At 69.0% G+C, this 21332-nt stretch carries 15 protein-coding genes and 2 pseudogenes; 2 read left to right on the top strand and 15 right to left on the bottom strand.

Translation table 11 applies throughout. The features are described from left to right. Nucleotides 1-53: 53 nt before the first annotated feature. Nucleotides 54-824, bottom strand: coding sequence for an IclR family transcriptional regulator (locus ACIA6T_RS35050; RefSeq protein ID WP_399450554.1), 771 nt, complete (start codon nucleotides 822-824; stop codon nucleotides 54-56). 120 nt (nucleotides 825-944) lie between these two features. Here ACIA6T_RS35050 and ACIA6T_RS35045 point away from each other — a divergent pair, with 120 nt between their 5' ends. Then, nucleotides 945-1874 (top strand): alpha/beta fold hydrolase, encoded by a 930-nt coding sequence (locus ACIA6T_RS35045; protein ID WP_399450553.1) that lies wholly within the window; start codon nucleotides 945-947, stop codon nucleotides 1872-1874. Between the two features lie 48 nt (nucleotides 1875-1922). On the opposite strand, the pseudogene ACIA6T_RS35040 reads toward ACIA6T_RS35045, so the two are convergent. From ACIA6T_RS35040 to ACIA6T_RS35015, 6 genes and pseudogenes are all read right to left on the bottom strand, one after another. After that, nucleotides 1923-2719: pseudogene (locus tag ACIA6T_RS35040) on the bottom strand (IS481 family transposase); the annotation flags it as partial. Nucleotides 2720-2744: 25 nt separating this feature from the next. After that, nucleotides 2745-3590: a hypothetical protein gene (locus ACIA6T_RS35035; protein ID WP_399450552.1), complete on the bottom strand. Its 846-nt coding sequence runs from the start codon at nucleotides 3588-3590 to the stop codon at nucleotides 2745-2747. A gap of 85 nt (nucleotides 3591-3675) precedes the next feature. Further along, nucleotides 3676-4056: a RidA family protein gene (locus ACIA6T_RS35030; protein WP_399450551.1), complete on the bottom strand. Its 381-nt coding sequence runs from the start codon at nucleotides 4054-4056 to the stop codon at nucleotides 3676-3678. A gap of 47 nt (nucleotides 4057-4103) precedes the next feature. After that, nucleotides 4104-5597 (bottom strand): carboxylesterase/lipase family protein, encoded by a 1494-nt coding sequence (locus ACIA6T_RS35025; RefSeq protein ID WP_399450550.1) that lies wholly within the window; start codon nucleotides 5595-5597, stop codon nucleotides 4104-4106. Nucleotides 5598-5617: 20 nt separating this feature from the next. Beyond that, nucleotides 5618-6532: an MBL fold metallo-hydrolase gene (locus tag ACIA6T_RS35020; RefSeq protein WP_399450549.1), complete on the bottom strand. Its 915-nt coding sequence runs from the start codon at nucleotides 6530-6532 to the stop codon at nucleotides 5618-5620. A 352-nt stretch (nucleotides 6533-6884) separates the two neighbouring features. Continuing rightward, nucleotides 6885-9140, bottom strand: a complete 2256-nt coding sequence (locus ACIA6T_RS35015) for an FUSC family protein (RefSeq protein WP_399450548.1) — start codon at nucleotides 9138-9140, stop codon at nucleotides 6885-6887. A 671-nt stretch (nucleotides 9141-9811) separates the two neighbouring features. On the opposite strand from ACIA6T_RS35015, the gene ACIA6T_RS35010 reads away from it, so the two are divergent. Further along, nucleotides 9812-10000: a hypothetical protein gene (locus ACIA6T_RS35010; protein WP_399450547.1), complete on the top strand. Its 189-nt coding sequence runs from the start codon at nucleotides 9812-9814 to the stop codon at nucleotides 9998-10000. Between the two features lie 127 nt (nucleotides 10001-10127). Here the strand turns inward: ACIA6T_RS35010 and ACIA6T_RS35005 are convergent, their stop codons facing one another. The 8 genes and pseudogenes from ACIA6T_RS35005 to ACIA6T_RS34970 all read right to left on the bottom strand — a co-directional run bounded on the left by ACIA6T_RS35005 (nucleotide 10128) and on the right by ACIA6T_RS34970 (nucleotide 21022). Continuing rightward, the gene (locus ACIA6T_RS35005) at nucleotides 10128-10604 is read right to left on the bottom strand and encodes a transposase family protein (RefSeq protein ID WP_399450546.1); all 477 of its coding nucleotides are present in this window, start codon (nucleotides 10602-10604) and stop codon (nucleotides 10128-10130) included. 265 nt (nucleotides 10605-10869) lie between these two features. After that, nucleotides 10870-11451, bottom strand: a complete 582-nt coding sequence (locus tag ACIA6T_RS35000; RefSeq protein ID WP_399450545.1) for a TetR/AcrR family transcriptional regulator — start codon at nucleotides 11449-11451, stop codon at nucleotides 10870-10872. 56 nt (nucleotides 11452-11507) lie between these two features. After that, a complete protein-coding gene (locus ACIA6T_RS34995; RefSeq protein WP_399450544.1) occupies nucleotides 11508-12347 on the bottom strand; it encodes an NADPH-dependent oxidoreductase in 840 nt (279 codons plus the stop codon). Between the two features lie 1374 nt (nucleotides 12348-13721). Continuing rightward, nucleotides 13722-16505, bottom strand: coding sequence for an AAA family ATPase (locus ACIA6T_RS34990; protein WP_399450543.1), 2784 nt, complete (start codon nucleotides 16503-16505; stop codon nucleotides 13722-13724). Between the two features lie 99 nt (nucleotides 16506-16604). After that, complete coding sequence (locus ACIA6T_RS34985; RefSeq protein ID WP_399450542.1) at nucleotides 16605-17009, bottom strand: hypothetical protein; 405 nt, start codon at nucleotides 17007-17009, stop codon at nucleotides 16605-16607. Next, nucleotides 17006-17893, bottom strand: a pseudogene (locus ACIA6T_RS34980) (IS5 family transposase). The gene ACIA6T_RS34985 and the pseudogene ACIA6T_RS34980 overlap by 4 nt, the downstream one beginning before the upstream one ends. Next, complete coding sequence (locus ACIA6T_RS34975; protein ID WP_399450541.1) at nucleotides 17890-20550, bottom strand: Helicase associated domain protein; 2661 nt, start codon at nucleotides 20548-20550, stop codon at nucleotides 17890-17892. Before ACIA6T_RS34975 ends, ACIA6T_RS34980 begins: the two are co-directional and overlap by 4 nt. A 52-nt stretch (nucleotides 20551-20602) precedes the next feature. Then, nucleotides 20603-21022 carry a hypothetical protein gene (locus ACIA6T_RS34970; protein ID WP_399450540.1) on the bottom strand — a complete coding sequence of 140 codons (420 nt, stop codon included), beginning with the start codon at nucleotides 21020-21022 and terminating at the stop codon, nucleotides 20603-20605. Nucleotides 21023-21332 lie beyond the last annotated feature (310 nt).

Raw genomic sequence — 21332 nt, 5'->3', positions numbered from 1 at the left:
AGATCGGGACCCGGCGCCGTGGGCGCCGGTCTGCCGCATGGCCAAGTCGGGGTTCACCGCCCCACGGCCCGGGAGATCGCCAGGCCCGCCGTCCGCAGCGCCGTCCGAGCGGCGGCGGCCCGGGTTCCGCCCTCGTCGGGGGTGACCAGGGACAGCGCGCCCAGCGCGTCACCGTGAGGGTCCAGGATCGGGGCGGCGATGGTTGACATGGTGGTGGGCCCGGAACGCAGGGGGTTGGGCACCGTCATGGCGCAGACGCCCTCCGTGCGGACGGCGGCCATGAGCCGGCGCAGGAGCGCCGCGTCGTTCGCGTCGGCCAGCGCCTCCTCCCGCACCCGCTCGGGGGCGTGCGCCAGCAGGGCGATGCCAATGCCGGTCCCGGTGAGGGGGAGGCGACCGCCGACCCTGTACTTGACCGCTGCCGAGTCCCGTGCGGACAGGCGCTCGACGAGAACGGCCTCGTCGCCGTCGCGCACTGCGAGGAGGATGTGCTGGCCGGTGACCCGGTGCAGGTCCTCCATGAACGGCAGCGCGGCGGCGCGCAGTCCGTGACCGCGGGGCGCCAGCGAGGCGATCTCGAGGAGCTGCAGGCCGACGACGAAATCGCCGTTGTCGCGGCGTTCGAGGGCGCCCACACCCGTCAGCTGGGCCGCGATCCGGGACGTGGTGCTCTTCGGAAGCCCCGCCCGAGCCGCGAGCGTGTGGAGGGTCAGGCCCTCCCCGGCCTCCGCGAAGGCGCCCAGGACCCTGAAGGCCCGCTCCAGGATCGGTTCGCCGCGGGGCGGCCGTCCCGAGCGAGGGGTCTGTACTGGCGTTCCACTCATCGGAATCGTCGGTGCGCGTCGGCGGCCACGGTTCGAATACTAGCTCCGTGACTCGCCCACCCGATGACCGGTGGATGCCGGTGCTGGTCGGGTTCGGGCTCAAAGACCAAGGAGACAGCAATGACGGCCGATCCCGCGCTGCGCGACGTCTACGTCCCGCACGCCTATCCCGAACAGCAGGCCGACCTCGGTGAGATCACCATGAACTACGCCGAGGCCGGTGATCCGGACAAGCCCGCCGTGCTGCTGGTCCCCGAGCAGACGGGCTCCTGGTGGGGGTACGAGGAGACGATGGGCCTCCTCGCGGAGGACTTCCACGTCTACGCCGTCGACTTGCGGGGCCAGGGGCGCAGCAGCTGGACGCCGAAGCGGTACAGCCTCGACAACTTCGGCAACGACCTGGTCCGGTTCATCGCCCTAGTGGTGCAGCGACCCGTCGTCGTCGCGGGCAACTCCTCCGGCGGCGTCCTGGCGGCCTGGCTGTCGGCGTACGCCATGCCCGGGCAGATCCGGGGTGCGCTGTGCGAGGACGCCCCGTTTTTCGCGTCCGAACTCGTCCCTGCATACGGCCACTCGGTCCGCCAGGGGGCGGGCCCCCTGTTCGAACTCTTCCGCACGTACCTCGGCGACCAGTGGAGCGTGGGCGACTGGGAGGGCTACCGCCGCGCGGCCGGCGCCGCGTCGTCGCCGATGGCGCGGCACTTCGTGGCCGACGAGATCCCGCAGCACATGAAAGAGTACGACCCGGAGTGGGCGCGGGCCTTCTGGGAGGGGACCGTCGGACTGAACTGCCCGCACGAGCGCATGCTGAGCCAGGTCAAGACGCCGGTACTCCTCACGCACCACACGCGCGGCATCGACCCGGAGACCGGCGACCGGCTCGGGGCGCTCTCCGACGAGCAGGCCGCGCAGGCCAGGCGGTTGATGGAGTCGGCGGGGGTGAAGGTCGACTACGAGTCCGTGCCGGACGCGTTGCACGTGATGCACCAGCTCGACCCGGCGCGGTACGTGAAGATCTTCACCCAGTGGGCGGCCACGCTGGCTGAGTGACCGGCGGCCGCGCCGGACGCGTCTACAAGGCGGCGAGGAGAACCAGGCGTATTGACCCGCAGGCTTGTTGACGCTGCTGACGGGTGGCTGGCCATCGAGCGCGGTGTGGCACCGGTGATAGTTGTAGGTGTGCAGGAAATCCGCCAGGGCTTCGGTGCGTTCAGCGTTGCTGGAGTACGGGCGCACGTACGCCCATTCGTCGAGCAGGGTGCGGTCCAGGCGCTCCACCTTGCCGTTCGTTTGCGGACGGTAGGGCCGGGTGCGTTCGTGGATGATGCTTGCGGCACTCAGGGTCTGTCCGAACAGTGTGGATCTGTAGCAGGAGCCGTTGTCGGTCAGGACGCGTTCGACGGTGATGCCGTGCTCGGTGAAGAAGGTGTTCGCGCGCTGCCAGAAGGCGGCGGCGGTCTCCTCGCGCTCGTCCGGCCAGGACCTCGCGTAGGCGAGCCGGGAGTGGTCGTCGACGACGGTGTGAACGAAGCTGTAACCGATCACCGGGCTTCCGCCTTTACGCGCGTCGGTTGTGGCCTGCCGGTTGGCCATGGCCTGTTGCCGGGGCATGGTGCGGTGGCCACCGCCGTCGGGGATGCTGCCGGGCTTCTTGAGGTCGACGTGGACGAGTTCGCCAGGGCGGAAGCGTTCATAAGGGCGGATGACCTGTCCGGTGGGCCGGTCCATCCAGCGCAGCCGGTTCAGGCCGTGGCGGGTCAGGACGCGGTGCACTGTGGAGGCGGGTATGCCCAAGACCGGGGCGATCGTGCTGGGCCGAGCTTCCGCTCGTGCCGCAGCGCGCAGATCCGTGCTTCGGCAGCCGTGGGGGCGCGGTGTGGGGTGGTCCGGGATCGGCACGGATTCACCTGCCGACGCCCCTCATAGGCTGCATTTCCCGGCGGCGAGGGCCGTGATCGCGCACTCGGCGGCGTGCCGTGCCGCGAGCGCGGAAGGGAAGGGCCCGCAACCGTGGGAAGCGCGGCCGGTCGGTCCGTTCGTGATACGCCACTGCCAGGCAGTGTGTGCGGCAGGGGGTGAGGGGTGGTGCCAGACGGGCTGTGCGGAGGAGGGTGGGTTCTCCGCGTTCTGGACCAGTACGTCGTGGACCACTCCGCCAATCACGGCAGAGGAACGCCTCACGTTGTCGTCGGTGCTCCAGGCCAGGGGCGTCGGGGAGGACTCCGACACTTCCAGGAGGACATCGGCGAGGTCGGCCAGAGTCCGATACAGCGCGGCACGAGCCGTGTCGCTGTGGTGACGGCCCCACCGGCATGGGGTCCGTTCAGCGATTTCGTCCACGATGACCTGCGCGGCGATGTCGTCCAGAGAGTCCGGCTGTTCGAGGCGTTCTCGCGCCAGAGATGCGGTGGCGCCCCACGCGAGGTCGTCGCGGGTCATGGCGGTACAGCGTGCCAGCGTCCACAGGTCGGCGGGCCCCAGGTCGTCGACCGTGTGCTGGATGCAACGGGCGACCGCGTCCGACAGGGGCGGGACGTGGGCGTTCAGGAGGCCGGCGCGCACCTCGGTGGCCGCGCTCACGTCGCCCGGTTGCAGCGCGCCCAGCGGCAGCGAGGTCGCTGCGTGCAGTACGCGCCCGTAGACGCGCCGTGCCGGATGAGGACCGGAGGGCGGTGCAGGGCGCCCCGACAGGGAGCACAAGGCGTCCAGCAGTTTCACCGGTGCAACCCTCAGGTTGACGCACGCTCTCGACAGGCGATCATCCATCGTGTCCCCCTCCTCTTTCAGGGACGGAGGCCGGTCCGGCGCGGTCCCGGGGGCCGCGCCGGACCGGCCTTGCCCTGTAGCCGAGTCAGTCGTCCAGGACTGCCAGGGCGTCGATCTCCACGAGCAGTCCCGGAGGGAGCTGCATGTAGACGGTGGTGCGGGCGGGGAACGGTTCGCCGACGGCCGCCGCGTACGCCTCGTTCAGCTCGGGCAGGTGGGCGGGGTCGGTGAGGTAAGCGCGGAGCATCACGACGTCCTTCGGTCCGGCGCCGGCCGCCTTGAGTACGGCGGTGACGTTGCGCAGGGTCTGCGTGGTCTGCTCGGCGACCGTGGTGCCGACGACCGCGCCGGTGGCCGGGTCGAGCGGGAGTTGCCCGGAGACCTGAAGGATCGGGCCCTTGCGGATGCCCTGGGACAGCGGGGCTGCCGGAGTGGGTGCGTTCTCGGTGGTGATGACGGTTTTCACGGTGTGTCCTTGACGGAAGGGCGCACAGAGCGATCTGCGCGACGGGGTCAGGCCCAGGCCTGTCGTTCCTGGCTGCGGGGGTCGTCGACCTGGGTCCACTCGGCGTCGATGTGCATCGTGGTCCGGCGTGTGGTGTCGTACTGGTCCCAGCCGGGGTTGCCGGTCCTGGCGAAGCGGATCCAGGCCTCGTGCGTGCGGGTGGCGAGGTCCCCGGGGGGCTTGTCGGGGCCGAGCAGGGCGCCCTCACCCGCCAGCTGCGGGAGTTCGGCGATGTCGAAGACGAAGGGGAGTTCCATCGTGTGGGTGGCGCCGAGGTCTCCGCTCAGGGCCTGGGAGCGCCAGGCGAACTCGTAGCTGAACGTGGCGGACTGGGGGTGGGCGGCATGTGCGCCGACCAGGGCCCAGCTGCCCGCTCCGAACAGCGCGTCGCCCATGATGGCCGACCGCAGCTCACCGAAGGACGCCTCGGGGCGGGTGGTGCGGTACGTCTCCACGAGCTGCGCGGGCCTCGGGTGCGAGCGCGCCGCCGTATCGTCGACATCGTCGGCGGTCGAGGTGGCGTACTTGTCCACCGGGACCAGGTAGAGGTTTCCCTCCTCGGTGCTGGTCCCGATGAGCAGGTCGACATCAGCGCTCAGGCCGGCGCCGACGGAGACGGCAGGCTGTGTGTCGAGCACCAGGCTGAAGGGGCTGAGGCCGATCAGCGGATCGTGGTGTGTCTCGGTCTGCAGGTCGATGCCCGCGAGCCGGGAGGCGGCCTCCACCAGGCGCTCGTCGGAGATGTCCGCGAAGGCGTCGGTGTGCGGCTCGATGCCCAGTTCCTCGGCCGCGGCCTTGGTGACACGGGCGGCCTGCTCGGAGGTGAACGCCCCCAGACCGCTGCCGCTCTGCACGATCGCCCGGCGGAACAGGCCCGCGGCCTCAGGGGTGGCGAGGATGCCGCCGACGACGGTCGCCCCGGCCGACTGGCCGAAGAGGGTGACGTCGTCCGGGTCACCGCCGAAGGCGGCGATGTTCTCCCGCACCCAGCGCAGCGCCGCGACGACATCGAGCAGGCCGCGGTTGGCGGGCGCCCCGGGAATGTCGAGGAACCCGGCGATGCCCAGCCGGTAGTTGAGTGTGACCAGGACGACGCCGTCGCGGGCGAAGGCGGAACCGTCGTACAGCGCGGACCGCGTCGATCCGGCGACGAACCCGCCGCCGTGGACGAACACCATCACGGGCAGGCCGCTGTCCGCGGTGGTGGGCTGGAAGACGTTGACGGTGAGGTAGTCCTCGCCACGGCTCCAGCCGGCGCCGAAGTAGGGGGCCATGTCGATGCTGCCGAGCTTCCGCTCGGACTGCGGGGCGTTGGGGCCGGGCACGGTGGCGTCCCGTACGCCGTCCCAGGGCTCGTGCGGCTGCGGCGGGGCGAACCGGCCGGCGCCCATCGGAGGAGCGGCGTAGGGGATGTTCAGGAAGGTGGCGGTGCCGTCGTCCTGACGGAGACCGCGGACGGCTCCCTGTGCGGTGGTGACGACGGGCTCGGGTTCGTGGCTCACAGCTATGCCTTTCCGGGGCGTCAGCCCTGCTCGGAGTACGGGGCGAAGGGCGCCCAGCCCTTGATGTCGAACGTGTTGCCGTTACGCGCGATTTCGGCGGCACCGTGACCACCCAGGTGCGCGGGGATCAGGAGCGCGTTGTTGTCGGCCGCCCAGCCCAGCACCTTGCGGCGGGTGGCGCGGGCGCCCGCGGGGTCCTCGCAGAAGCAGCTGTTGGCGTCCGGCTCGACGATCTGCACCGGGTTGTGCAGCAGGTCACCGACGAACACCGCGCGGTCCGTCCCGGAGCTGAGGGTCAGCACGGAGGAGCCGGGGGTGTGTCCGGGAGCCGCGTCCAGGCGCAGGTCGGCGTCGATTTGATGGCTGTTCTCCCACAGCAGCGTCTGGCCGGCCTGGTGCACCGGGGCCACGCTGTCCTCGAAGACGTTCTGGTTGCCGCGGCCGGGCAGCGGCTCGTGGCCGTTTGCCGGGTTCCAGAAGTCGAAGTCGTCCTTCGGCATCAGATAGGTGGCGTTGGGAAAGGTGGGAACCCAACTCCGCCCGTCCAGGTAGGTGTTCCAGCCGACGTGATCGATGTGCAGATGCGTGTTGATCACGATGTCCACGTCCTCGGGCTGGACACCTGCCCGGGCGAGGTTGGCCAGGAAGTCCGTCTCCAGGTGGCTCCAGACCGGCGCGTACGGGCGCTCCTTGTGGTTGCCCACACCGGTGTCGACGAGGATGGTCTTGCCTCCGCTGCGCAGCAGCCAGGTCTGGATCGCGGAATTCACGATGTTGGTCTCGGAGTCCAGGAAATGCGGGGCCAGCCAGTGGACGCCGTCCTTCCAGACTTCCTGCGAGCTTTCCGGGAAGAAGGCGTGGGGCTCCATTTCGACGGACCCGTAATATTCCCAGACGCGGGTGATGGAGACGTTGCCGAGCGTGATCTGTTCCATGTGATTTCCTTGGAGTCCGTAGGGTTTACCCAACCGTACGAGCGGCTTCGGCGGGCGCGGTATCCGTCACATGACTGCACCGGTGCGTACGGCTCTGAAAAGGGACTTTTCCTCTTTTAGGGCAGGTGAAAGGCGAGGCGGCTCCCCGTTTCCAGTTCCGTTCCCGGATGCCTTGTGGATGAGCGCGTGGCTACCTCGCCGTGTTCACGAGACGGCGGCCGGATCCGTATGCCCGCTTGTCGGCCGTGTCGTGTGCGGTGGCTGTCCCTGCCTTTCACGCCGACGGCTTTGATGCCTGCAAATCAGCAAAATGCAAGGGTGTGCGGTCACCCCGTGATGCGTTCTGGCGGTGTCAGACGGCTTGGGCGTTGCATGGGTCCTCGAGATCGACGCAGCGCACCGCGACAACCGGGGCCGGCCCGTGCGGCGACGGGATGTCAACGCTCTCGGGCGGGACCATGGTGGTGCGGCCGGGGTCCGGGACGAGCGGCTCCGCAGCTCGCACCAGCGCGGTCAAGGTCGCGTCGAGGCGACTGATGTGCTGCTGCAGGCGACACTCCGGCGACGGCCGGCTGCGGCTGACGCGCGGCTCCTCCGAGAGCAGGGACAGTGCCCTGACGACTCTGGGGCGTGCCGTGTGCGAGGAGAATCCCGGTCGATGGCCGGTGACGCGGATCAGGTGGGCCACGGTCTCGTGCGCGCGGTCGGCCGCGGCAGTGAGGCGGGAGGCGCATTCCGAGGCATGGCCCGCTGGGAGACGCTCGGCCGCGGCGGCCAGGCTCCGTGCGTGGTACGCGCCGGCCTCAAGGAGTTCCAGCAGGTGGCGGGTGTGGTGCCGTCGGCCGCGCTGCGGGTTGAGCGGATGGGTGAGAGGCAGGCAGGCCTTGCGGAAGGACTCCAGTGCCTGGTCGAGGTCGTGTGCCGCGCGGACCCAGTTCGCCGGGGTTCCCGCGTCCGTGCTTCCTGACGCGATGGCCTGAAGGAGGCGGTCGAGGACGCGCAGGAAACCGACCAGCTCCTCGTCACTGGCCCGGCGGACCGTGGTGGGAAGGACGAGGGTGGCGGCGAGGATTCCGCAGGTTACTCCCAGTGCGGTCTCCTGGACACGCAGAAGCAGCACGTGCGTCGAGAAGGTGTCCATCAGCGCGAGCAGCATGCTGAGTGTGCCGGTGATGAAGAACGTCACGGCCCAATAGGCCCGTGATGGGGTGTAGAAGATCCCGAACATGCACAGCAGGAGCAGGATCAGGAGGACTGGGCCGTCTCCACCGACCAGGGCGGCGAGGCCGTAGCCGAAAATCACGCCGACGACAGTGCCCGCCAGCCGCCGGGCACTTTGCAGCAGCACCTCGCCGGTGCTCTCGGTCCTGATGAAGACGACCCATGCGGTCACTACTGCCCAGTACCACAGGTGCGGAGACAGGAGATGACCGCCCGCGACTGCGAGGGCCGAGGCTGTTGTCACCTGGACCGCCTGGCGGGTGGCTTGTCGCTTCAGGCTGTCGGTGTCTGTGTCCCTGCGCGGTACCGCACCCAAGGCTGATGGGGCGGCTTTGTAAGGAGGTGTCCCGAACCCTGCTGGGCGGCCGCGTGGGCCGAGAACCCGCAGGGCTGTGGTGAGTTCGTCGACCGCTAGGAAGCAGTCCTGCACATGTGCGGAGCCGGCCGGCCGGTTCGCCGGGCCGCCTTCGTCCCTCTCCTCGTACTGTTCGGATGTGCGGACCGTTCCCGCGGTGACCCGGTGCCCGAGAGCCCGGATCCGCTGCGCGAGCCGCTGCCGCGCCCCTCGTTCCGCCAGATCGTTGCGGGCCGCCGGTGTGCGGACCGCGCGGACGGTGAGTACGGCCAGGCGCTGCGCGGCCACCTCCACACGACCAATGTGCCGCAGCGGGGCCTCGGTGCCCTCGTCGACTGCGCGCTCGTCGAAAAAGTCCTCGATCAGCAGCGCGGCTGCGTGCAGTCTGTCGAGGCGCTCCTGCAACAGACGGCTGCGGGTGCCGTCGTCCTGCCCGGTGGCGACCACCGAGGCCGTGTCCCGGAGGACGTCGTACAGACGCACGCCGAATGCGTGCCGCAGCCGTCTCAGGGCTCCAGCCGCCGTGACGGGGCCGACGCAGTACCACACGGTCGTAACGGCCCCGAAAGCCACGAGTACCGATGCCCCGAGTTGCGGAAGCTGGTCTGCTCGGGCCTGGACGAATTGAGACAGCAGGAAGAACATGAACCCGAAGATCCCCAGGCCCAGCCCTCGTGAGCCGAACCGGCGGGCCTGAACGGCGAGGTAGATCACCACCAAAAAGATCAGCTTGGCTGCCGTCGGGTACGGCGTCAGCACAGCTCCGGCGGCCAGGGACGCGAGAGAGAGCGGAGCGCCCAGCCCGAGGGTGATGAGCTGGTTGCGCGGATGCAGGTCGCTGATCGCCAGTGACGTCGTCATCGCGGTGAAACCGCCGACCACCAGCACCGTTTCGGGCGCTCGCAGCGCTGTCAGCACGGCAAGTGCCGCGGCTGTGCCGAGCACGGCGCGCATCGCGGAGGCCAGACGCGTGAGCCCGGGGTCAAAGGCGGCGAAGCGGTCCCACAGTGCTGCCGTTGTCCTTGCCACCATGGTGCTCCGTAGGTCCTTTCGCGGGTGCACGACCGCCAGGGGTGTCTCGAGGTTCTGGCCGGCCACCGCCCGCTTCGCCAGTCTCGGTACGCGGGGATCCCCTCCGGTATGCGTCAGGTGACTGCTCTCGGAGGTTCTGCAGCACGCAGGTGGAGGAGCGTGGGGTAGCTCGCAGTGGTCTGGACGGTGAAACGAGGCAAGGCGTCCGTTGTCGGCATTGACGACCGCGCGGCACCGGACGGGTCTGTACCCGTGGACAATGGCTTACGGTTCAGGGGGCCGGGCAGTGCACGGACTTGGGACGGACGATTGCCAGGTGGCCGAGGGGCACTCGACACCCGGAGCGTCTTCGTCAGGCCTCAGGTTTCCGCGCCCTGCGCGTTCGCTCGGTCGTTCGCCCGTTCAAGAGCTGCCTCGTGGGCCGGCTCTGGATCGGCCATGCCCAGCGCGGTCAACACCCGCGAAAAGGACAATCCTAACGAGCTCGTGCATGGTTCGCGCGGGGCATGGCGACGGGGCATGCGGGGTGTTGCTCACCCTGCTGAGGCAGGGTGCGGTGACGGTCGACGGATGGACGCGAGTCCCGCGACAGCGGGGACGAGTTCGTCGAAGAGTTCGCGTCGGCCGTGGTGGCGGGCCAGAGCCCGCCAATTGTTGAGGTGGGCGATGCCGTGCTCGACGCGGACCGTTGCGATGAGTGGGCCTTTGGCTGCTGGGTGAACCCGTTCTTCCCACCAGGTCGGGGCATTCTTCTTGATTTTGCGGTGCGGTGGTGTGATCACCTGGCCGACGGTCTGGGCGCCCAGCCCTTGGTAGCCAGCATCCGCGAGGATGCGCAGGCCTCGGTGTCTGCCGAGTAGTTCGACCAGTCCTTGCGTCGTGGGCTTGGGTGATGTCTGGGCAGCTGCCAGGCTTGAGTGCGCCGCCGGACAGCAGCTGCCCATGGGTATCGGTGACGACCAGGACTTTCACCGCGTTCTGCCTGCTCTAGCCGGAGATGTAGCGGTCTCGGCTGTCGGTGCCGTGGACGGGGCGACGGACGCGGATCTCGGTGGCGTCGATGATGGCGCTCTGTCCGCTGACGCCGAGATAGTCGACAACAGCAGCAAGCGTGTGCAGTGGGATGGCCGCTACGACCACGCAGCCACGCTGGGCCAGCGAGGGGCGTATCTCGCCGATCGCGCGGGTGTTGGCGGAGCGGTCCACCCCGAACCAGCAGGCCAACACGGAGTGCGTCACCCCGTGACGGAAGTGGACGAGCATGGCGAGCAGCCGGTGGACGAAGACCAGCTTGTAGCGGGCTCCCGCTCCTAATTGCTCGTCGCCTGGGACGTCCCGCAAGGTGTCGGTGCCACTGGCGGCCCACAACGGGCCTGTCTCGGCGACGAGTTCAGCAATAACGTTCCCGGCCAGACCAGTGATCCGCGGACCATTGACGATCACCGCACGGGCAACGCTCCCCATGGGACGACCATGCCACCCCGCGGCCCAGACGCCAACCATGCACGAGCTCGTTAGGGTCCGTCATCACTGATCTTGTCCAGAGTGGGAATGACGCGAGATTGACCGCTGCCTCGTAGGAGGTGACGGTCTTGTCGTATCTGGTGGCGATGCCGCGGAAACCCCTGAGGCGGTCGAAGCACCGCTCAACTACGTTGTGACGCTGATAGATGTGACGGTCGAATGCCGGTGGCCGCCCGCCGTGACGGCCACAGTTGTGCCGGAGTGCTCACGGCCCACCGGGGTGGGTCCGGATCGCTTCCAGCCCGCCGATGACCATGGCCACGGAGAACTCGGTCGCGGTGGCCAGGTCGTAGCTTGAGTGGTCCACCGATGCGGTGTAGGCGGGAAGGGTCTTGCGGATGTGGTCGGACATGGCCGGCGTCGGCAGTCCCTGGGCGAGACCGAATGCCTGGAACTCGACCATGGCGACGACCAGGCGTAGCTGGTCTAGCCGGAAGCCTCCTTCGATCAGTGCGGCGAACATCGGCTCGTAAACCGCGATGGAACGGTTGCAGGCCACGGCGGTGGTGGAGAGGAGCGGCAGGATGCGTCGGTGCCTGGCGTACAGGGTGGTGAGCTGGCGCAGGAGGTTGGCCACGGCCTCGCGCCAGTCGTGCGCGGGTCCGACGGGTTCCATACGTTCCAGCATCCGCAGCCGGGCGAGGTCGATGACCTTCGCCCGGCCTGTGACATGGGAGTAGAGCGATGACGGGGCGACGCCGAGGTGCCGGGCCAGCTGAACCATCTGGATGTCACCGGTGCGGTCGACGAGTTCGATCGCGCCGTCCGCGATTCGTGTCGCGGACAACAGCGGCGTCTTCGGCCTGGCCACGCCCGGTGCCCCCACTTCCTGTCGAATGCCCTTCAGCGCAGCAGGTAGCCGCGCTCCTCCAGCGTACGGCGCAGGTTCTCACGCCCGTCCATGTAGTCCAGGCCCATGCCCACCACGACGGAATGGCTCCATGTCTTGTCACGCAGTCCGTACTCGGCGCGGAAGTCCTTGAACGCGGTCTCGTAGTCCTCGATCCATTCCTCGGTCGGCCGTGTCCGGTAGCGCTCGCGGTGCAGCACGACGTCCTGCGCCGGGCGGGGATGTACCACGCTGGGGCGGTGCGGGTCTGGGGTGCCGATGGCCATGCCGAACACGACATAGGCGTACGAGGGAAGTCCGATCAGGTCGGCGAGCTCCTTGGCATGGTTGCGCAGCGAGCCCAGGTACACGCCTCCCAGACCGATCGCCTCTGCCGCGACGAGACCGTTCTGGGCAGCCAGGGCCGCGTCGATCGACGCCATCAGGAAGGCGTCGACGTAGTCGGTGACGAGGGGCTTGCTGCCCAGCTCGACGCTGATCGCGTGGTTGCGCGACATGTCCGCTACCCACAGCAGCACGCTGGGGGCCTGGGCGACGAACTCGAACCCGGTGAACTCCACGCCGTGTGTCAGCCTCGCGAGCTCGGCCTTCGTCTCCGGGTCCGAGACAGCCACGAGACTCCACTGGTGAAGGTTCGACGATGTGGACGCCGACTGGGCGGCTGCCACCACCGTCTCCAGAGCGCCGTTGGGCAGCGGCTCGTCGGTGAACGCGCGCACTGAGCGGTGCGCGAGCAGCGCTTCGATCTGCTCGTTCCAGATGATGTTCTCCGGCGTCGCTTGCTGCCCGTAGCGGGCTTCCAAGAGTGCGTCCCGCTGCCACGAGTCGGTCATGGCTGTCCTTCCGTTATCCGAATCAGATTCGGTTTCGGCAACCACCAGCCGGCCGGGTTCATTCCCCGCTGTTCTGGCCTGTCGGCAAGAAGCTGGACAGGGACCTGAGCCAAGGGCTGCGTACGGCTTCCGTCGAGGTGGAGGGGAGACGTCGGACGAGTAGGTGAGCAGCCGGTGCCGGCGGAGTCGTCGGCCCGGGCCCGGGCGATCTGGAGCTGCGTGATCCGCAGCTGCCAGAGCATTTCGCGGGTGATGTCAGGGCTGGTGGTGTCCGAGGGGGTCACCGTGATCGTCACCAGGAGCCCGAGGCGGCGACCGCGATGTGTCTCTTGCGGCCGTTGATTCCCTTTCCGGCGTCGAAGCCGCAGGCCCTAGAGTCGCAGGGGCATCGTCGTGGCCGGTACGGACCCGTCGGCGGAGCTGGTCGGCCGACAGGTATCTGCGCCGGCGTATTCGATTCCTGGGAGTCGGGCCGAATGTCCGAGTCCCGAGTGACGAGCTGTGCGGCACCGCGATTCATGTTCCCGCCGCCGCGTCGGCAGGACGGGACCATGATTGAGATCCGCACACCCCGTCCTCTGCCGCGCCGATGGCTGGACGACGACGCTGTCCACCTGTCCGAGATCCATGTCGGTCCTGCGGTGATGCAAGGCACCGGCGACGGCAGACAACGCTCCCCCGGGGCAGACTGCCGGGGACATCGAGGCGTGGGACGAGGAAGGCTTCGCTGATCGGCCGTGACTTCACGGCCGCCGCCCCGGGGCGGAATCTGGTCGGTGTCATCACCGACATCCCCACCAACGAGGGCTGGCTGTATCTGGCGACGTGGCTAGACCTGGCGACCCGCGAGATCGTCGGCTACTTGATGGCCAGCCCCCACCGTGCATCCCCCGTGGTCGACGCACTGACGATGACACCGGCCGCAGAGGCCTCCAGCCCGGCTGCATCGCGCACTCGGACAGTGAAAATGTGAAGTACCGGATATTCCGGGCCTCTTGACCCGCACAGCGATGGACGCGCCAGGACGCGGGTGCCGGGATGCTCTCGCGGCCTCCTGACCCGCACTCCGATCGACCGTGCTGTCCTTCCTCGGACTTGTCGGTGGCCCGGGAGCATCCCGGCCAGGCGCTCGCCTCGCCGAGGGGAGCGCCTTCGCGCTGCTGAAAGCCGAGATCGGCACCTGCCGCCGGCCCGACCGGACCACGGCCCGCGCTGAGATTCTCACCTTCATCGAGACCTTCTACCACCGCAAGCGGCTGCGGAGGCATCCAGTGTGGGGCTACCTCCCCCCGCTGGAGACCCGGCAGCGGCACGAGCAAGAACACGCCCTCGCAGCGTAAGCATCGAGTGTCCACTATCACGGGGAAACTGCACTCAGCCCTGGACGCCGGTACCCGACAGGATGCCTTCGACCACGTCGCGGAGCTGTGAGCGGGCGGTGATACCGAGCTTGGGGAACACCCGGTAAAGGTGAGAACCGACCGTGCGCGGTGAGAGGAACAGCTTTTCCCCGATCTCACGATTCGTCAGGCCACGGGCCGCCAGCTGGACGATCTGCTGCTGCTGGGGGCTGAGTTCGGCGAAGGCAGTGGGCACGACGTCGCCGGCCTCGATGCCGGCGGCGCGAAGTTCTGCCTGTGCCCGCTCGCCCCACGGCCGCGCGCCCAGCCGCTGAAAGGTTTCGAGGGCGGCGCTCAGCAGCGGACGGGCCTCGGCGATACGGCGCTGCCGCCGAAGCCATTCCCCGTAGTCGAGCTGTGTCTGCGCACGTTCGAACGGCCACTGCTCCCCTGCGGGTTCCTTGAGCGCTGCGCGGAAGAACAGCTCCGCGTGCTCGGGTTCCGCCAGCAGGGCGCGGCCCCGGTCGATCAGTGTCCTCACCCGTGCCGACATGCCTGTACCGAGGCGCCGCGCCGACCGTTCCAGTAGCTCTGCGGCGTGCTCCTGTCGTCCTCGGCGGACGGCCGCCGCCGCCAGTTCGGCCAGGAGGGTGTAGGAGACGTGGTAGTGGACCGGATCGCCGTCATCGGTGAACGCGGAGCGGAACTGCGTGTACGCGGTGTCGTAGTCGCCCTCGGCCACGGCCGCCATCCCCAGGGCCCGACGCGCGAAGACCGCGACGGAGCGGCTCTCCAGTGGATCGACCAGAGCCAGGGCTCGTTCGACGAGCCGGCGTGCGGTGGCCGGGTCGCCCAGCAGAGCGACCACCGTGGCATCGAGTGCGTGAGCACACGCCTCGGCATGGTCGAGTCCGGCCGACGATGCCATGGCCGCGATGTCAGTCGCCACCGAGCGGGCCTCGGCCCATCGGCCCTGCTCCAGGCGGGTCCATCCGGCCGCGCATCCCAGTCCGTCCGGGAGCCATCCACGGGCCTGCCACTGGTCGAACGCCTCGCCGAAGGTCCTGGCGGCGAGGGTGGTCTGGTCGAGCAGCCAGGCGACGATGGCCAGCGCGGTCAGGCGACTGGCGTCGCCCTTGGCCTTGGCAATGAGCCCGGGCAGGACCGGTGTGAGGAAGGCTCCTGCGCTGCTGGGGTCGGAGACGGCCAGGACCCAGGCGCGCAGCGCCGCTGCGGCGGCATCGTCGGGCATGCGGGAGAGCAGACTCTGGATCTGTCGCTGTTGGGACTCCTCGCCCGAGTAGTAACGGACCACCGCCGCCGCGGCCAGCGCGTCGAGAACGAGGGACGACCGGGCGTCCGTCGCCTCGTCGGCAACACGCATGAGCAGAGCGAAGGCTGCTGTGTGATGGGAGCCCAGGGACATGAGCTGTCCGGTGGCCAGCGCGGCTTTGCCCAGCAGCGCCCGGTCGTCGGTGCACTGGCGGACTGCGGCGGCCAGTTGTTCCACCCAGCCGAGTTGACCGGTGAAGACGGCGGTGGTGGCGGCTTCGGTCAGAAGACGCGCCCGGTCCTCGCGGCGCGGGCTGAGTTCCGCGGCGCGCTCCTGGGCCGCGGCCGCGGCCGCGAAGCCACCCCGGCGCCGGGCCCGGTCGGCCGTCTGCTGCAGTGCGGCCGACACGTCCTGGTCGGGGCGTACGGTCGCGGCGGCGAGGTGCCAGGCGCGGCGGTCGGGCTCCTCGCGCAGCAACTCCGCGAGAGCGAGGTGGGCCCGGCGGCGTTCCTCGAACGACGCGGCATGGTAGACGGCGGAGCGGATGAGCGGGTGACGGAAGGAGATCCGGGATCCGTCCTGGCGTACAAGACCGGCCCGGTCCGCGGGTACCCATGCCTCGTCGTCCGCCTCGGGAAGTCCCACGGCCGCCGCCGGAGCGTCCGCCGCGTCGGCGGCCGCGAGCAGCAGCAGGATGCGGCGGGTCGGTTCCGGCAGGTCCGCCGTGTGCCCCGCGAAGATCCGCTCCAGTCGGTCGGTGACCGGCAGCGGACCCTGCACGCCACTGCCCTCGGGGTGCCGGATCGCGGTGGCGTGGGTCAGTTCCACCAGGGCCAGCGGGTTGCCGGCCGCCTCCTGGAGGATCCGCACCCGGGCTCGGCCGGTGGGCGGCGTGGGTTGCCGGTCCAGCAGTAGGTTGGCCGCCTCAGCGTCCAGCGGGCCGAGTTCGAGGCGCTCGTATCCCTTGTCGAATCCAGGCAGGGCGGCCGCGGCGCGGACTCCGACCAGCAGCGTGACAGGCTCGCTGTCCATGCGTCGCGCCACGAACGCGAGAACGTCCAGTGATGCGCGGTCGATCCACTGGGCGTCGTCGACCACCACCAGCAGCGGGGCGGTTTCCGCCAGGTCCGACAACAAGGTCAGGACCGCCAGACCGACGAGCATTGCGTCGGGAGTCTCCGCACACTCTTCGAGCCCCAGGACGGCTCGGAGCGCGGAGCGCTGCCGCGACGGCAGTCCCTGCGCTTCAACGAGTACCGGGCGCAACAACTGATGAAGACCGGCGAATCCGAGGCGCGCCTCGGATCCGCTCCCCACCGCCCGCAGCACTCGGCCACCCGCGCCCCGTGCGCGATCGGCCGCGAGGTCGAGCAGCGTGCTTTTTCCGGCACCGGGGTCACCCGTGACGACCAAAACGTCGCTGTGGGACCGGTCAGTGCCCACACGCCGGATGATTTCTGCGGTCTCGGCTTCTCGGCCCACCACCGCCGGACCGGAATCACGCGTCGAGCGCTGGTCCCCACGAGCCCTTCCATCGTTTTGCACGGATGCTCCAAGGAATCGAGATATCCCAGACACTAGCGTGGTGCTACGGCGGCAGCGCCGGCAGCGGTATCGAACCCAGCTCAGAGCACTCAGAGGGCGTTAGGTCCGTTTGTGGTAGCGGCCGCGTCCGGGTTGTTCGAGGAGTCCCTGGCGGACGAGTCGTCCCAGGCGGGAGCGGGTGACGTTGACCGAGGGCTCGTCGGTGGGCAGGCCGAGGTGTTCGTGCAGGTCATGGACGCGGAACACCTTCTCGGGGTGGTCGTTGAACGTGGTCACGATGCGCTGGTAGACGGTCGCGGTGGCGGTCTCCGCGGGGGCCGTTCCGGCGTCGGGTGGGGTGAGGCCGTCGATGACCTTGCGGGTGGCGGCGAGCTCGGCCGGGCGTGCTTCGGTCTCGGCGAGGGCGGTGGTGAGCCGCTCGATCTGCTCACGCAGGTTGCCGGCGCGGGTGGCGGTCTCGTCGTGTTCGGTCTGCAGCAGCCGCAGGAGTTCGCTGGCGTTCACGCGGCCAGCTCCACGTCGTCCCGCCAGGCGGCGGTGGGGGTGGTCAGGCGGCGGAGCATGCCGGCGGTGGCGGCCCGGTAGACGCGGGAGGCCGCGTTGTCGGGCCGGTGGTCGTAGTCCCGGGCGAGGCGCCGCTGCAGCATGAGGGTGCCGTTGACCTGCTCGACCACCCACCGCTTCGGTTGCGGGACGAAGCCTTCGCCTTCGTCGTCGGGGTTGCGCCGGACCACCTCGACGGTGATGTCCTTCACCGTCCCGTGGATGATCACGGCGTCCTTGGAACCCTGGTCGACCAGGACCTTCTCCAGGCGCATCCCGCACCGCTCGGCTGCCTGGTCCAGCAGGGCGGTGCCGGCCTCGTTGTCGTGCGCGCTCGCGGCCAGGACCACCACGCCGACGATCAGGCCCAGCACGTCGACGGCGAGCCCCCGCTTCCTGCCGGGCGTCTTCTTGTCCGCGTCCAGTCCCGTCGTCTCCTTCGGCACCCCGGCCGCCACGCGGACGGACCGGGTGTCGATGATCACCAGGGACGGGTCCTCTCATCGTCTGGACCGCTCCCGCACCCGGCAGCGCAGGATCTCCTGGATCCGCTGGTCAAGGCCGTCCTGGCGCCACAGGGTGAAGCAGTAGAACACCGCCGACCAGGCCGGGAGGTCGTGCGGCGGGAGCCGCCACTGACAGCCCGTCCGGTTCTGGTAGAGCAGCGCGTTCACGACCTCACGCAGGCCGCAGGAGCCCGGGTCTCCGGTCGCCGACCGTGCCACCCGTTCCTGCTTCCACGCGGTGACCAGCGGCTCGATCAACGCCCACTGCTCGTCGGACAAGTCGGTTGCGTACGCATGAACTCCAGGGCACGTCTGATGTTCGCCCGATGCTGGCCTCATGCCCAGTCGATGCCCAGCTCCCGCAGGGCGGCCAGCTGCTCCGCGCTGAGCTTGTCCCGCCGGGCCCTGGTGTTCGAGACCCACACACCTAGCTTCACCGCCAACGGTTCCGCCGCGCCATCGACCACGATCTCCACGAGGGCGCCGCGCGGGACGGGCCGCTGCCCCTCCCGTTCCACCCACTGCGTGAGGGCCGTCAGGCCGCGCTGGAACGCCTGCTGCGCCTTGCTCGGACTCTTCGCCGTACGCCCGGCCGCCGGGGCGGCAGACGGCGCTTCAAGCGGCTGTACACCCAGCTTGGACAGCCGCTCCTGCTGCTCGCTCGACAGCTGTGCCCAGGTGGCTGGCTGTTTCTGCCGCTGCAGCCATCGTCCAATGTCGTCGCCGTCCATCAGTACGCCGGGTGTGATGTCGGGGAGGTGGCCGTCGGCGTCGACGAGGTCGGCGAGGATGCGGTAGTGGCGCTGCCAGTCCAGTGGCCAGGCGCAGTTCCAGTCCGGGTCGATCGCGGCCAGCTGCGCCGCGCGGACGGCCGCCCGCTCCGGGTTCTTGCCGAGGCCTCCTTTGCGGCGGAGGTTGGCCATGTGCTGCCCGATAGGCACGGGGCCGCCGCCGGCCGGGTCGTCCCACACGGCATCCTGACGCGGCGCGAGGTGTCCGGTGGCGCGCCGGTAGGAGCGCAGCGCGGCGAGCTTGTTCTCCCACGCCTTCTCGCCCGGCTCCCAGACCATCCCGGCCTCCGGCGCGTCCAGCAACAGCTTGCGCCGCTCCTGCAGCTCTCCGGCCCGCAGCGCTTTGCGCTGCTGGTGGACCCACCGCCCGAGCGGAAACGCCTTCGTGACGCCGACTTCGACCTCGATGTCAGAGGGGACGGCGTAGACGCCGGTGATCTCGTTCTCCTTCCGCCAGCGCAGCAGGGCTTGGTAGCCCTCCAGCCAGACCAGCGACTCCGGCCGGTAGACCCGGGTGCGCAGAAACGCGGCGATGGTCGCCGCGTCGCGCGGGCTGGAGAAGTGCAGCAGCGCGGACTCGGCAGCGACATCGGCGCCGTCCTGCTTCTGGCCCTCGCTCACCTCGCCGCCGGCCGCGACGATCCGCCCCTCCTCATCGCGCCGGATGTGCACCATGCGTCGTCCGCTGGTAAGGGCGCGCGAGGCAAGCTGCTCGACAAGTCGTTCATCGTGCGAGCGCAGGCCCTGGAGCACAGCGACCAGTCCCGCATACGAGGCGGAGGCGACCATGTCGGTGGGGTCCTCGCCGGGCTGAAGGAACACCGGCACGATGATCCGCGCGACCTTGGTGGAGCCGTCACGGTTGAGCCGCAGTGCGCGGCCGATGTTCTGCACGATCTCCACCTGGGAGCCACGGGTATCCGCGAAACAGACGGCCTCCACCCCCCGCTCACCGGTGATGTCCACGCCCTCCCCGAGGACCCGGCAGCTCGCGAGGAACGCCCGGTGCACCCGCCGCCCAGCGGCGTCGATCCCATTGGCGAACTGCCTCAGCACCTCGCGCCGCTCGGTCACGAGATGGTCGCCACACAACCACGCCGACCACACCCGGTCCGGGGGTACATGCCGGCCGGCCTCCAGCTCGTAGAACCCGGCATCGATCGACGACGCGGGGAGCCGGCCCGCGGCCGCCAGGTCCTCGTCCGTGACATCACGGGCGTACAGCTCGGCCGCTGTCTCGGGCAGTTTCTCCGCGAACGCCGCCGCCTCTTCCACCTTCTGGTGGAACGTCATGACCGTACGCAGGTTGTACGCCGCGGCGTGCTCCAAAAGTGCGGTCTGCAGCAGTACCAGGCGCCGGCCGCGCCGGGCTTCCTCTGATTCCCCGATGACGGGGGAGGGGTCGCGGATCTCCAGGACGTCGATCTCGAACCCGGCGAGGATCTCGCGTTCGATCGCCTCCGAGAGGCCGAGCTCGGCGAGCCACGCGCCGTAGGTGCCCTCCGGGTCGTCGGCCATGGTCGCGATCTCCGCCTCCTGGCCGCCGGCGCCCCTGCGCTGCTGGGGCGCCGCCAGGATGCGCGGGGTCGCGGTCAGGTAGAGCCGGAAGTCCGCGGGGATCCGCTGGTTGTCGTGGATCGCCGCCCACGGACGACCAAGATCACCAGCAGTACCGTGCGCCTCGTCGACGATGGCGAGGTCAAAACCGCTCATCTGCTGGCCATACAGCCGCTCTCCGCCCGCCAGAGCCGCCTCCAGCGGCCCGCGAACCTTCCGCCAGCCCTCGGGAGCATCGACGTCCTCCCTGTCCACCAGAGAGGCATACGTGGCGAACACGATCACCGGCCCTTTCTCTGCCCACAGGGCGAGCTGGATCGGATGGGTGGTGGTGCGCACCTCCAACCCGTTGAGAACTGGGTCGTTCTCCAGCGAGCACACCGCAACCATGGGAGAGCGGTGACCCACCGCCCGCCACGCCTGGGCGGTCTGCACGAGCAGGTCCAGGGTCGGCACGGTCACCAGGATCCGCCCCCCGGGGAAGCACTCCAGCGCACACGCAGCAGCCATGATCGTTTTACCGGACCCGGTCGCGGACACGATCGTGCCACGGGCACCCTGAGGCGGCACAGATGACCTTACAGGAAATCCGACCCACTTCCAGAAACTCGACTTCTGCTCTAGCTGGTGCTCCTTGAGCTGAATCACAGACCTCCCCTTACCTCTCCAATCCCGGCAATTATGAAGACCCAGTAGAACGTCAGATGTGATTGCGGTGGAGGATGGCACGAACAGCAGCTTCGAACTCGCGCACCGCCAAGCCGTATTCATCACGAGCTGCAACCCAGGCCGAATCCTGCCCGTATGAATCCCGAAGCCGGTAATACGCATCCATCAGACGGGAAGCCTGAGAGCGAAGCTGCTCACTACCAGGAGTCATGAAGAACTGGGTCGTTACCTCGTAGCGGAGAGGATCTGCAACGGCCAGATCTGACACCGCCACACCAGCTGTAGAAGCGTCAAGGATCTGTCCACACAGCCGGTTGTACATGGAGGAGAGTCGCACACTTGCTTCTACGAGTCGATTCACTTCCTCTTTACGCCTTTCGACTCTCCGTCGAATGAAATCACCGAAGAGAACCAGAGTTCCACCGAGAATTGCTCCAAGCAGTGCCAGCACACTTTGCACTTCATCGCTCCGCAACATAGGATGCCCCGTGTTTTCGCCAACACTACATGCTGCATCTAACTGATGCGTGCGATACCTCGGAACTCACGTGAACAAGCGATCCCCACCCCCAACCACCCCTCCCTCTCGCTGCCAGGGCCGAAGGCCCGTTGACGGCACCGCACAGCGGGGCCGGCCCCTAGGGCGCGCAGCCCCCCCCCGCAGTCCCGGAAGCGCAGCGGACGGGACGTCATCCGCCTTGCGCAGCAAGGCGGATGAGCAGGATGCGCAGCATCCTGCCAGCGCTCACGCGGAGCGGGAG

The sequence above is a fragment of the Streptomyces sp. NPDC051740 genome, assembly GCF_044453165.1.
In the GTDB taxonomy this organism is placed as follows: Bacteria; Actinomycetota; Actinomycetes; order Streptomycetales; family Streptomycetaceae; genus Streptomyces; species Streptomyces atrovirens.
Note: the sequence above shows the minus strand (reverse complement) of the source record. Positions and strands in the feature narration are given on the sequence as shown.